Raw genomic sequence first — 12,583 nt, forward strand, 5'->3', positions numbered from 1 at the left:
ACCCGCATCAGGCCATCTGGATGATGGTCTGCATGATGGTGCTCTGGGTCGAGATGGTCTTGGCGTTAGCCTGGTAGTTGCTCTGCGCCTTGATCAGCTCGACCAGCTCGTTGGTCAGGTTGACGTTGGACGCCTCCAGCGAGTTGGAAGCGATGGCGCCCAGGGTACCGGTTTTCGGTGCATCGATACCCGGGATACCCGAGGAGTAGGTTTCGGTCCAGCGAGTACCACCCATAGGCTGCAGGCCTTGCTCGTTGGCGAAACTGGCAATCGCGACCTGGCCGATGGCACGCGACTGCTGGTTGCTGAAGCTTGCGAACATCACGCCGCTGGAGTCGATGCTCAGGCTCGACAGGATACCGGTAGCGTAACCGTCCTGGCTTTGCGACAGGCGCGTGGTCGGGGTGTTGTACGAGGTGGTGTCGGTCATGTCGATGGCGATACCGCCAGCATTGGCAGCCGAACCGTTGGAACCCCAGACCGGTGGCTTGGCACTGGCGTTGGTCACCTCGGCAGGAATCCAGCCGGTCAGCTTGAAGACCTTGTTGACCACTTCGTAGCCCGAGCCCGCAGCGCCGGCAGTCATGCTCTTGACGCTACCGTCGGAGTTGAACACGATGGTGCCTTCCAGCGCCTTTGGCGGCTCTTCGGCAGGGTTCAGCGGGTTGCGGCCATCGATCAGGGTGTACGACTTCCAGGTATTGGTCCCGGTCTTGACGTAGTACTGATCCATGACGTGCTCGTTACCCTGGCTGTCGTAGATCTTGGTGGCGAAGGTCTTGTTCCAGCTGTTTTCGTCGGTCGGGCTGAAGGTGGTGGTCGCCGGAATGACCTTGTCCGACGAGTTCAGGTTCAGGCCCTGATCGATCGCGGTGGTGCTCTTGGGCGCCAGCGCCGAGGTGTCGATCTTAAGGTCAGTCAGCACGCCATTGATGATCTTGCCGTTTTCATCAACGCCGTAGCCGCGCAGGCGCAGGCCGTCAGCAGTGACGACATAGTTGTCCTTGTTGGTCTGGAAGGCACCGGCACGGGTGTAGCTGAGCGCACCGTTGTCGCTCAGCACGAAGAAGCCCTGACCCTGGATGCCCATGTCCAGCACGTTGCCGGTGTTGGTGATATCGCCATTGGTGAACTGCTGCGATACCGCGGCCAGGCGCACACCGTTACCGATGTTGTTGGTACCGACGCCGAGCTTGTTGGCCGAGTAGACGTCGGCGAATTCTGCGCGCGACGATTTGAAACCGGTGGTGGCGACGTTGGCGATGTTGTTGCCGGTCACGTCCAGTTGCTTGTTGGCTGCATAGAGACCGCTAAGGCCGATATTGAATGACATCTTTCACTCCTTGTGCCGCGTTAGCCGGCTCTATATACCGATGGTTTGGACTTTGGACAGGGCAATACTGCCCAGGCCGGCGAGATTGAGCATCATCTCGCCGCCAGTCTGACTGATGGTGACGCTGCTGACGGTGGCCGGCAGCATGGTGTACATGTCCAGCTGCTTGCCTTCGACGGTGGTCTTGGCGGCAAAGGTGTAGGTACCCGGGTCGACTTTCTCGCCCTTGTCGTTGGTACCGTCCCAGACGAAAGCGGCATTGCCAGCCTTCTGCGCCCCCATGTCGATGGTCTTGACCAGCTTGCCATCCTTGTCGGTAATGGTGACGGTGGCATTGCTGAGCGCCTGCGGGACCACCACCGAACCGTTGAAGCTCTTGGTGGTGTCGACCACGGCCTTGTCGGTCTGGGCGATCACCGAGCGACCGACCAGCGACGAGGCCTGCAGTGCCTGCGAGGACTTGTAGTTGCCGGAAATCGCGGTCACCGACTCGTTCAGCGAGGTGATGCCTTCCAGGCTGCTGAACTGCGCCAGCTGGGCCACGAATTCGCTGTTATCCTGCGGATCGAGCGGGTTCTGGTGCTGCATCTGGGTCACCAGCAACTGCAGGAACGCGTCCTTGCCCAGCGCCTGCTTGTTGGCGCCGGTCTTGCTGTTGGTGGCCGAGGCGATACCGGCGGCGCTGTTGGCGCTGGTTTCGCTGTTTTTCTTGCCCGACGCCTTGATGACGTCGTTCAGGCTTACGCCGGCTGTTGGGTCATTAACACTTGCCATTGGCTTAGTCCTTTATCACTGACCCAGGGTCAGGACCTTCTGCATCATGGATTTGGCCGTGTTCATCAGCTCGGCGTTGGTCTGGAACGAGCGGCTGGCGGAGATCATGTCAGCCATCTCTTCCACCACGTTGACGTTCGGGTAGTAGACGTAGCCGTCCTTGTTCGCCGCCGGATGGTTCGGCTCGTAGCGCGCCTCAAGGTTGCTCTGGTCCTCGACCACGCCGAGCACCTGCACACCCTGGCCGGCAGCGTCCTGATCCTGGAACAGCGACTGGCTGACGCCGGCCTGGGCCTGCTGGAAGGTGGTGGCGAATACCGGGTGACGGGCGCGGTAGGTCTGGTCGATGCTCGACGAGACGGTCTCGGCGTTGGCGATGTTCGAAGCGACGGTATTCAGACGCGTGGTCTGGGCGCTCATGCCGCTACCGGCAATGTTGAAGACACTGGCGAGGGACATGACTTACTCTCCGCGCAGGGCCGATACCAGCCCTTTGAATTTACTGTTGAGCAGCGTGAAGCTGGCCTGGAAACCCACGGCGTTTTCCGCATAGCTCGATTGCTCGAGCTGGGCATCGACGGTGTTCTGGTCGATCGACGGCTGCATCGGCGTGCGGTACTGCAAGGTCTCGTCGCCCATGCTCAGGCCTTCGGCCTCGATGTGCCGGGCGTTGGTACGATCCAGTGCGAAATGGCCCTTGCTGGTCTGCTCGGCCTGCGCCGCCAGCACCGAAGCGAAGTCCATGTCGCGCGCCTTGTAGTTGGGCGTGTCGGCGTTGGCGATGTTGTTGGCCAGCACCTCGGCACGCTGGGCGCGAAAGCCCAATGCCTTTTCGTGGATGCCGAGCGCTTTGTCGAAGCTGATGCTCATGTCGTGGAAACCTTCGAAGGTTTTTCGTTGACTGTGTCAGAGCAAGAGCCATGCCAAAAAACAAAACCCCGTAAATACGGGGCTTTGAGGAGTTTGCCGCCAGCGGCAATGCCAGAAAAGTGGCAAAAGAGCGGCAAGCGGCAAGCTTCAAGCGGCAAGAAAAAGCCAGGCGGCGCGCGAGCGGCTCTCTTTCTTGCCGCTTGAAGCTTGCCGCTAAAGCCTACTTGGCCTGGTAGATGATCCCCGGGCTGCACTGGACCATCTGGTAGTGATCCGGCAAGCCGTTGAGCGCTTCAGAGGCACCCAGGAACAGGTAGCCTCCCGGCTTGAGCGTGCCATGAATACGCAGCAGGATGTCCTTCTTGACCTGGGCCGAGAAGTAGATCAGCACGTTGCGACAGAACACGATGTCGAACTTGCCCAGGCTCGCATAGCTGTCCAGCAGGTTGAACGAGCGGAACTCGACACGGCTGCGGATCGGCGCCTTGACCGCCCAGCGCCCCGGCCCCTTGACATCAAAGTAGCGCTGCAGGCGCTCCTGGGACAGGCCGCGGGCAATGGCCAGGCTGTCGTACTCGCCGGTCTTGCAGTTGGTCAGCATCGAGCCGGAGAGGTCGGTGGCGACGATCTGTGCGCCCATCTTCAACTGGCCGATGTTGCTGCGTTCGAACTCGTCGATGGCCATGGAGATCGAGTACGGCTCCTGGCCCGACGAGCAGGCGGCCGACCAGATCCGCAGGCGCTGGCCAGGGTTGGCCTTGATCTGCTCGGGCAAAACCTTGTTCTTCAGCACTTCGAACGGATAGGTGTCGCGAAACCAGAGGGTTTCGTTGGTGGTCATGGCATCGACCACCTGCTCGCGCAAACCGCTGCGCGGCTGACTCTGGATACGCTGCACCAGTTCGCCCAGGGACTTGATGCCCTGCTGTTCCATCAGCTTGTTGAGACGGCTGGAGACCAGGTATTGCTTATTTTCGCCCAGCAGGATGCCACAGGCTTTTTCCAGGAAGACCCGGAACTGTTCGAAATCCAAATTACCCGTAGACAATGATGCCGCCTCTTAAATCGTATGTACCGCCAGGGGCAAAGGCCCCCGGCCGTTAGTGCGTGGCCTTGATCCGATCAACAACGCGCTGGGCGAGGTCGTCCGGGCGGAATTTGGCCAGGAAGTCATCAGCACCGACCTTCTTGACCATCGCCTGGTTGAACACCCCGGAAAGCGAAGTATGCAGGATGATGTGCAACTTTTGCATGCGCGGGTCGCTGCGAATCTCGGCGGTCAGGGTGTAGCCGTCCATCTCCGGCATCTCGATGTCGGAGATCATCATCAGGAATTCTTCCTCCGGCCGCTTGCCCTCGTCGACCAGCTTGCGCAGGTAGTCGAGCGCCTGGCGACCGTCGTTGAGCGCCACCACTTCGACGCCAACGGTCTGCAGGCAACGGCTGACCTGCTTGCGTGCCACCGACGAGTCATCGACCGTCAGCACTCGCAGCATCACTGCCTTGTCCTGCACTTCGGCATCGACCACACCGGCGGAGATCGCCTCGGAGGTCGGCGCCACTTCGGCGAGGATTTTCTCCACGTCGATGATTTCGACCATTTTGTTGTCAACCCGGGTCACCGCCGTCAGGTAGTGATCGCGCCCAGTGCCCTTGGGTGGTGGATGGATCTCCTCCCAGTTCATGTTGACGATGCGCTCCACCGAATGCACCAGAAACCCCTGGGTCTTGGTGTTGTACTCGGTGATGATGACGAAACTCTTGCTGGTTTCTTCACTCAGACCGGGCATCCCGGTCGCCATCGCCAGATCGAGGATCGGGATGGTTGCCCCACGAATATTCGCGACACCGCGCACGACGGGGCTGGATTTGGGCATAACGGTCAGGTTCGGACACTGCAGCACTTCCCTTACCTTGAACACGTTGATGCCGTAGAGCTGCTCGCCATTGAGACGGAACAACAGCAGCTCCAGGCGGTTTTGCCCTACCAGTTGCGTGCGCTGGTTCACCGAATCCATTACACCAGCCATGCCAGACTCCTTCACCAAACGCTTCGAGCTTCGTACCCAGTCGGCACGCGCTTTGCTTTTTTTAATCGTATGAACATGAAAACGACATTTTTCCGACGCCTGACCCGCCACCTGCCCGGCTTCCTTGCTGCGCTGTGCCTCGCGGCCCCTGGCGTTCGAACTCTGGCTGACGCTTTCACCTTGCCTGAACAGCTTATCGGTGTCACCCAAGGGTTTCTTGAATTCACCGTAGAAGACTACCTGGCCACCAGCCAGACCGAAGGCCGCTACGAGATCCAGGTCAACAACCTCGACCCGCGCCTGCGCATGCCACTGTGCGACCAGCAACTGGGCGCTTCGCTGGAGAGCCCGGCGCAGCCGCTGGGCCGCGTGACCGTGCGGGTTCGCTGCGACGGCAGCTCACCGTGGACGGTGTTCGTGCCCGCCCAGGTACGTCTTTTTCGCAACGTGGTGACCGTGGTCCGTCCGCTCAAGCGCGACAGCGTCGTCGGCGAACAGGACGTCGCCCTGCGCGAACGCGACGTAGGCATGCTCAACCAGGGTTTTCTCGCCAGCCTCGACCAGGCGGTGGGGCTCAAGGTTATCCGACCAACGGTCATGGATCAGGTCCTCACCCCCCAGCACCTGGAGCAGGCCGAAGTGGTGCGCAAAGGCGACCAGGTGGTGATCACCGCTCGCAGCGGCAGCCTGGCTGTGCGCATGCCAGGCGAAGCGCTGAGCAAGGGCGGCCTGAGCGAACAGATCCGCGTGCGCAACCTCAACTCCAAGCGGGTGGTCAAGGCCAGGGTGACCGGGCCGGGTCAGGTGGAAGTGGCCATGTAGAGCGCTGAATCAATATCAATGCTGGCGATCAGGAACTGCTTTTCCTAAACTGTGTCCATTGGATGCCCCGAACCGGCCGCGCACGCCTTTGAGCATTTGCGCCTAAAGTTTCTTTCGGGTTGGCCGAAAACAAGGCAAGCGTCCAAACACCCAGAGGTTTTCTGATCATGGTCATCGACTTCAGTCGTTTGAATAATTCCCCGTCGGTTGCCGGCGGCGTGCGCACTGGCAGCAGCCAGGAAAGCACCGCCAGCGCAGCTTCGGCCAAGGCCGGCAGCGTTGCTGAAAGCAGCGCCAGCGGGGAAACCGTACACCTCAGCCACGAGGCCCAGCAGTTGCAAAAGGTCAGCGACAAGCTGCGCGACCAGCCGATTGTCAACAGCGCCCGGGTGGCCGAGTTGAAACAGGCTATCGCCGACGGCAGCTACCAGGTCGACAGCAACCGCGTCGCCAGCAAACTGCTTAATTTCGAAGCCCAGCGCTAGCCCCTGGCGCGCTGACTTCAGGACGCTTGAACCAAAGAGCCAGCCATGCACGACACTACTCTGCTGCAACTGATCGAAAACGATATTGCTCCAGCGCAAGAACTGCTCGAATTGCTGCAGACCGAGAACGTTGCCCTGCACGGCCGCGACATGCCGCTGCTGGAAAACATCCTGGCGCGCAAGCAGTCGCTGGTGATCCTGCTCGATCAGCATGGCCGCCAGCGCAGTGAACTGCTTGCCGGCCTGGGCCTGTCCCAGGACCGCGAAGGTGTCGCCCAACTGGCCAGCAACTCCTCTTTCGGTGACCTGCTGCTGCAACAACTGGATGTGCTTGGCCAACTGCTGGCTGACTGCCAGGCGGTCAACGAGCGCAACGGCCGCTCGATCCAGATCCAGCAGAGCACTACCGCCAACCAGATCAGAATCCTCATGGGCGGCGAAGCACCGTCGCTCTATGACAGCCGCGGGGCCACCTCCCCCCTCGCCAAGCCGCGGGCGTTGAGCCAGGCTTGATTCCCTGTATCAAGGCACGGAACATACTGGCAAAATGCCGTAACTTGCGTGTGACGTTTTTGCCTGGAGAATGATTAACCGTGTTCAATGAAGCAGAAGCTCCGCAGCCTCCGAAGGTGCTCACTACTCCTTTGGAAATTGCCGCCAACTTGCGGTCGCTGCAAGAGAGCCATGACCCGCTGATCATCACTTTCCACGAACGCAGCCAGCGTTTTCAAAGCTATGTGGTCGAGGTCGACCGCGAAGGCAATCGCCTGGCGCTTGATGAAATGATCCCTCGTGACGGCGAACGCTATCTGCAGAATGGCGAACCATTTCGCGTTGAAGGCTTTCATGATGGCGTGCGTATCGCCTGGGAATGCAACACACCGTTGAGCATTGTCGAGGAAGATGGCCATCGCTGCTACCGCGGCACCCTGCCTACCGAAGTCGCCTACCACCAGCGCCGCAATGCCTTTCGTGCAGCGCTGAAGCTGACCCAGCTGGTGGACGTCGTGCTTGACGGCGAAAAACTCAAGGGCAACGGCGCGCTGCGCGGCAAGTTGCTGGATATTTCCGCAACCGGCTGCAAGCTGCGCTTTGAAGGCAATGTCGAAGAGCGCCTGCAATTGGGCCAGGTTTACGAGAAGTTCGCCAGCGGTGCACCGCTGGGTTTGTCCCAGGTCGAGGTCGAGTTGCGTCATCTGCATTTCGAAGAGCGCATCAACGCCACCTTCGCCGGCGTGCGCTTTCACAACCTCAACGGGCAGATGCAGCGCAAGGTGGAAACCTTCGTTTACCAGCTGCAGCGTGAAGCACGGCGCTTCGATAAAGACGACTACTGAGTCGACCCCATCGCGGGGCCCGCTCCCACGGGCCCCGCGATGGCATCACACCTGTGTCGGCTTGACCTCTTCAGCCACAACCTCTGCGTCATCCCCCTCCTGCGCCTCGGTATCTTCAGCCGCCACCGGCGTCTGCATCTGATCCTGCACCACCTGCTCGTCAACCCGTGGGTCCAGCGCTGCCGACAACGGTGAACCTGCCGCCGGCATGGCCACGTGATGCAGCGGCGCATCGTCGACCTGGTGCAAACCGGTCACCGCTTTCGGGCGGATCCGCCAGACCAGCACCAGGGCAAAGAAAACGAAGAAGGCATAGAGCATCTGGTTGCCCAGCACCTTCATCAACACCCCGGCCACCAGCGGCCCGATACTCGCACCCACGCCATAGGTCACCAGCAGCATCGCCGTCAGCGACACCCGCCGTTCGCCCTCGACGTGGTCGTTGGAAAACGCCACCGCCAGCGGATACAGGCAGAACTGCAGCAGCGACACGGCAAAGCCTGCGACAAACAATACCTCCAGCGGCACTGATGGCATGATCGCCAGCGGCAGGGCAACAATCGCCAGGCCCACGGCAACGCTACGAATCAGCAAGGCCCGATCGTAGCGATCAGATAACCAGCCCAGCGGCCACTGCACCAGCAGCCCGGCGAAAATGCAGCAGCCCATGAACAGACCGACCTGCTCGGTGCTCAGCCCCTGCTTGGACGCATACAGCGGCGCCAGGCCGTAGAACGAGCCGACGATCAGGCCGGCTCCCAGCACCGTACTCAGCGACTGCGGCACCCGCTTGATAAAGAAGCGCGGCTCCATCGGTGCCGGCCGCAATGGCGCCGGGTGAATCCGTCGGGTGAGTGCCACCGGCACCAGGCACAGGGCAAAGCACATGGCGACCAGCATCAGCAGTTCAAGGCCCAGCTGCGGGTGCGCCACCAGGATCAACTGGCCGAGCACCAGGCCCAGGTACGAGGCAATCATGTAGCCACTGAACACCGCGCCTCGCTGCTTGGCGTCGGCCTGCTCGTTGAGCCAGCTTTCGATGACCATGTACTGGCACATCATCCCCAGGCCGACGATGACCCGCAGCAGCACCCAGGCCGGCAACCAGCTGACCAGGCCATGGCCGAGCACCGCCGCGCCGACAATGCCGGCGCAGGTGGCATAGGCACGGATATGCCCGACCCGGGCAATCAGCCGGTGGCCGATCTTGCCGCCCAGGGCCAGGCCGAAATAGTTGGCGGCCATCAGCGCACCAACCCAGAGGCTGTCGACATGATCGGCAGCCAGGCGCAAGGCCAGGTAGGTACTCAACAAGCCGGAGCCGATCAACATCATCAGCGCAGCGAAATACAGCGCGCGAAAAGACTTCCAGATCTGTCGCATCAGCGTCCCGAACGGCTCCTTGAGCTGGTGGAAAAACTGCTTGAAAGCATAAGTGAAAATAACCGCCTTGCAGTTGATGCAGATAAAAAAACAGGTGCCAGGGTGTTTACCAACACCGCTGCCACCTGCCTTGAAACTGAGCGATTGCCCCGGCAAAAACGCCTCGCCGGTTATGCCTGCGCGGCCAGCACGCGGCGCTCCCACGGGGTGATCTCATCGAAGAAGCTGGTCAGCTCCAGGGTCTTGGTGGCGATGTAGCCTTCGATGAACTCCTTGCCGAACAGTTCCCGCGCAAGTTCGCTACGCTTCAGACGCTCCAGGGCCGCATGCAAGGTACATGGCAGGCTCAAATGATCCGGCACCTCGAATTCGCCCTGGATCGCCGGCGTCGGTTCGAGTTGCTGCTCGATGCCATAAAGCCCCGCGGCGAGACTGGCGGCAATTGCCAGGTAAGGGTTGGTATCGGCGCCTGGCAAGCGGTTTTCGACCCGTCGCGCCACTGGCGAGCTGGCCGGAATGCGCAGGCCGGCGGCGCGGTTGTCTTCGGACCAGCAGGCATTGTTCGGTGATGCGTAGGGGTGGCAAAGGCGCTGGTAGGAGTTCACGTTCGGCGCGAACAAGGCGGTGAAGTCGGCCATGCACGCCTGCTGGCCGCCAATGAAGTGATAGAACGCCGGGGTCGGCTTGCCCTCGGCATCGCTGAAGACATTGCCCCCGCCCTCCACCGCCACCACGCTCTGGTGAATGTGCATGGAACTGCCCGGCGTATGCGCCAGTGGCTTGGCCATGCACACCACGGTCAGGCCATGCTTGAGCGCGACTTCCTTGAGCAGGTGCTTGAACAGCAGGGTCTGGTCGGCCAGCAACAGCGGATCGCCGTGCAGCAGGTTGATCTCGAACTGGCTGACGCCCATTTCGTGCATGAAGGTATCGCGCGGCAGGCCCAGTGCCGCCATGCAGCGATAGACCTCGCTGAAGAACGGGCGCAGGCCGTTGTTGGAACTGACACTGAACGCCGAATGACCTTCTTCGCGCCGACCATCCTTGCCCAGCGGCGGCAAAAACGGCTGGTCGGGATCGCTGTTGGGGGCGAAGACAAAAAACTCGAGTTCCGTCGCCACCACCGGCGCCAGGCCACGGGCGGCGTAACGGGCAATAACCGCCTTGAGCAGGCCTCGACTGGAGAGCCCGGAGCTTTCACCGCTAAGCTCGAGCGCATCGCAAATCGCCAGGGCCCGTGGCTCGTCGCTCCAGGGCAGGCGATAGATATGCTGCGGGTCGGCGACCAGCGCCAGGTCGCCGTCGTCGCTGCCATAGAAACGCGCCGCCGGGTACCCGCCCATGATGCATTGCAGCAGCACACCGCGGGCCATCTGCAGGCGCCGGCCTTCAACAAAGCCTTCAGCGGTCATCACCTTGCCGCGCGGTACACCATTGAGATCCGGGGTAATGCACTCGATCTCATCAATGCCCGTCAATCGCTCGGCGAGAGAGTTTTGGCCATTGGTCGTCATGACTCTATCCTTGTTGTTTTCGCATGCCGGGAACGGCGACGGCTACAACATAGGCACCGGCCGTTCGAAATTTCAAGCGCCAAACGGACGATGTGATCGTAATTATCTACACGGACTAACCTGGCAGGGTCAGGCCATTGGCTGGCAGCGGCAGCGCGGTTTTGTAGCGCACCTGCTTCAAGGCAAAACTCGAACGGATGTTGGCCACCCCCGGCAGACGGGTCAGGTAGTCGAGAAAACGCTCCAGGGCCTGGATGCTGGGCAACAGCACGCGCAGCAGGTAATCCGGGTCACCGGTCATCAGGTAGCACTCCATGACCTCCGGGCGCTCGGCGATTTCTTCTTCGAAGCGATGCAGCGATTGCTCGACCTGTTTCTCCAGGCTGACATGGATGAACACGTTGACATCCAGGCCCAGCACCTCCGGCGCCAGCAAGGTCACCTGCTGGCGAATCACCCCAAGTTCCTCCATGGCCTTGACCCGGTTGAAGCAGGGGGTTGGCGAGAGATTCACCGAGCGCGCCAGCTCGGCGTTGGTGATACGGGCATTTTCCTGGAGGCTGTTGAGAATGCCGATATCCGTACGATCCAGTTTGCGCATGAGAGAAAATCACCTGTTTTTTGTCTTTATAAGGAATGTTTATCCGCTAGCCGAGGCAAAGGCAACGAAGTTGAGAAAAATATTCTTCAGGCGCCGGAATATCATGTAGGACAAGACTGACTCCCTGGTCACAAGCCGGGTGTCAGCAGCGACCGCTTCAAAGCTCAACAAAAACACAAGACAGAGCGAGCGTAAAAAAGCATGAACGAGTACGCCCCCCTGCGTTTGCATGTGCCCGAGCCTACAGGCCGGCCAGGCTGCCAGACTGATTTCTCCTACCTGCGTCTGACCGATGCCGGTCAGGTTCGTAAACCTCCCGTCGATGTAGAAGCCGCCGATACCGCGGACATCTCCTCTAGCCTGATCCGGGTGCTGGATGACAAGGGCAATGCCCTGGGCCCCTGGGCCGAGGACGTCAGCCCCGAAGTCCTGCGCCAGGGCATGCGCACCATGCTCAAGACCCGGCTGTTCGACAGCCGCATGGTGGTAGCCCAGCGGCAGAAGAAGATGTCGTTCTACATGCAGAGCCTGGGTGAAGAAGCCATCGGCAGCGGCCAGGCCATGGCCCTGAACCGCAGCGACATGTGCTTTCCCACCTACCGCCAGCAAAGCATCCTCATGGCCCGCGACGTGTCGCTGGTAGAGATGATCTGCCAGCTGCTGTCCAACGAGCGCGATCCGCTCAAGGGGCGCCAGTTGCCGATCATGTACTCGGTGCGCGAAGCCGGCTTCTTCACCATCAGCGGCAACCTGGCGACCCAGTTCGTCCAGGCGGTCGGCTGGGCCATGGCTTCGGCCATCAAGGGCGATACCAAGATCGCCTCGGCCTGGATCGGTGACGGCGCCACCGCCGAATCTGATTTCCACACCGCCCTGACCTTCGCCCACGTCTACCGCGCGCCGGTGATCCTCAACGTGGTCAACAACCAGTGGGCGATCTCGACCTTCCAGGCCATTGCCGGCGGTGAGTCGACCACCTTCGCCGGGCGTGGCGTAGGTTGTGGCATTGCCTCCTTGCGTGTCGACGGCAACGACTTCATCGCTGTCTACGCCGCTTCACGCTGGGCCGCCGAACGCGCCCGCCGCGGCCTGGGTCCGACGCTGATCGAATGGGTCACCTACCGCGCCGGCCCGCACTCGACCTCGGACGATCCGTCCAAGTACCGCCCGGCCGACGACTGGAGTCACTTCCCCCTGGGCGACCCGATCGCCCGCCTCAAACAGCACCTGATCGCCATCGGTCACTGGTCCGAGGAAGAGCACCAGGCGGTCAGCGCCGAGCTCGAAGCCGAGATCATCAAGGCGCAGAAAGAAGCCGAACAGTACGGCACCCTGGCCGGTGGCCAGATGCCAAGCCCGGCGTCGATGTTCGAGGATGTCTACAAGGAGATGCCGGAGCACCTGCGCCGGCAGCGCCAGGAACTGGGGATCTGA

General features: G+C 61.1%; 14 protein-coding genes. 5 read left to right on the top strand and 9 right to left on the bottom strand.

Features of this window, described 5'->3' with window-relative positions:
• Positions 1–7 precede the first annotated feature (7 nt).
• The 6 genes from flgE to JYG36_RS19675 form a co-directional block, all read right to left on the bottom strand.
• Entirely contained in the window at positions 8–1,333 is a 1,326-nt protein-coding gene (gene flgE / locus JYG36_RS19650) for a flagellar hook protein FlgE (RefSeq protein ID WP_045200234.1), read from the bottom strand.
• 30 nt (positions 1,334–1,363) lie between these two features.
• Complete coding sequence (flgD, locus tag JYG36_RS19655) at positions 1,364–2,107, bottom strand: flagellar hook assembly protein FlgD (protein ID WP_045200232.1); 744 nt, start codon at positions 2,105–2,107, stop codon at positions 1,364–1,366.
• Positions 2,108–2,122: 15 nt separating this feature from the next.
• On the bottom strand, positions 2,123–2,566 hold the full coding sequence (gene flgC, locus JYG36_RS19660) for a flagellar basal body rod protein FlgC (protein WP_045200230.1): 444 nt from the start codon (positions 2,564–2,566) through the stop codon (positions 2,123–2,125).
• Positions 2,567–2,569: 3 nt separating this feature from the next.
• Positions 2,570–2,977 (bottom strand): flagellar basal body rod protein FlgB, encoded by a 408-nt coding sequence (gene flgB, locus JYG36_RS19665; RefSeq protein WP_038996408.1) that lies wholly within the window; start codon positions 2,975–2,977, stop codon positions 2,570–2,572.
• A gap of 220 nt (positions 2,978–3,197) precedes the next feature.
• Complete coding sequence (gene cheR / locus JYG36_RS19670) at positions 3,198–4,025, bottom strand: protein-glutamate O-methyltransferase CheR (RefSeq protein ID WP_038996410.1); 828 nt, start codon at positions 4,023–4,025, stop codon at positions 3,198–3,200.
• Between the two features lie 52 nt (positions 4,026–4,077).
• Positions 4,078–5,007: a chemotaxis protein CheV gene (locus tag JYG36_RS19675; RefSeq protein WP_010224956.1), complete on the bottom strand. Its 930-nt coding sequence runs from the start codon at positions 5,005–5,007 to the stop codon at positions 4,078–4,080.
• Between the two features lie 69 nt (positions 5,008–5,076).
• On the opposite strand from JYG36_RS19675, the gene flgA reads away from it, so the two are divergent.
• The 4 genes from flgA to JYG36_RS19695 all read left to right on the top strand — a co-directional run bounded on the left by flgA (position 5,077) and on the right by JYG36_RS19695 (position 7,651).
• Positions 5,077–5,829: a flagellar basal body P-ring formation chaperone FlgA gene (gene flgA / locus JYG36_RS19680; protein ID WP_045200223.1), complete on the top strand. Its 753-nt coding sequence runs from the start codon at positions 5,077–5,079 to the stop codon at positions 5,827–5,829.
• Between the two features lie 167 nt (positions 5,830–5,996).
• Positions 5,997–6,314, top strand: coding sequence for a flagellar biosynthesis anti-sigma factor FlgM (gene flgM / locus JYG36_RS19685; protein ID WP_045200221.1), 318 nt, complete (start codon positions 5,997–5,999; stop codon positions 6,312–6,314).
• A 45-nt stretch (positions 6,315–6,359) separates the two neighbouring features.
• Positions 6,360–6,827 carry a flagella synthesis protein FlgN gene (locus JYG36_RS19690; protein ID WP_045200219.1) on the top strand — a complete coding sequence of 156 codons (468 nt, stop codon included), beginning with the start codon at positions 6,360–6,362 and terminating at the stop codon, positions 6,825–6,827.
• An 80-nt stretch (positions 6,828–6,907) separates the two neighbouring features.
• Positions 6,908–7,651, top strand: coding sequence for a flagellar brake protein (locus JYG36_RS19695; protein WP_045200217.1), 744 nt, complete (start codon positions 6,908–6,910; stop codon positions 7,649–7,651).
• A 45-nt stretch (positions 7,652–7,696) separates the two neighbouring features.
• Here the strand turns inward: JYG36_RS19695 and JYG36_RS19700 are convergent, their stop codons facing one another.
• From JYG36_RS19700 to bkdR, 3 genes are all read right to left on the bottom strand, one after another.
• Complete coding sequence (locus JYG36_RS19700; protein ID WP_045200559.1) at positions 7,697–9,034, bottom strand: MFS transporter; 1,338 nt, start codon at positions 9,032–9,034, stop codon at positions 7,697–7,699.
• Between the two features lie 170 nt (positions 9,035–9,204).
• Positions 9,205–10,446 carry a glutamine synthetase family protein gene (locus JYG36_RS19705; RefSeq protein WP_176794338.1) on the bottom strand — a complete coding sequence of 414 codons (1,242 nt, stop codon included), beginning with the start codon at positions 10,444–10,446 and terminating at the stop codon, positions 9,205–9,207.
• 217 nt (positions 10,447–10,663) lie between these two features.
• Positions 10,664–11,149 carry a Bkd operon transcriptional regulator BkdR gene (gene bkdR, locus JYG36_RS19710; protein WP_045189126.1) on the bottom strand — a complete coding sequence of 162 codons (486 nt, stop codon included), beginning with the start codon at positions 11,147–11,149 and terminating at the stop codon, positions 10,664–10,666.
• 201 nt (positions 11,150–11,350) lie between these two features.
• Here bkdR and JYG36_RS19715 point away from each other — a divergent pair, with 201 nt between their 5' ends.
• Positions 11,351–12,583 carry a 3-methyl-2-oxobutanoate dehydrogenase (2-methylpropanoyl-transferring) subunit alpha gene (locus JYG36_RS19715; RefSeq protein ID WP_045200210.1) on the top strand — a complete coding sequence of 411 codons (1,233 nt, stop codon included), beginning with the start codon at positions 11,351–11,353 and terminating at the stop codon, positions 12,581–12,583.

The organism is Pseudomonas sp. SORT22 (assembly GCF_018417635.1).
Lineage (GTDB): Bacteria > Pseudomonadota > Gammaproteobacteria > Pseudomonadales > Pseudomonadaceae > Aquipseudomonas.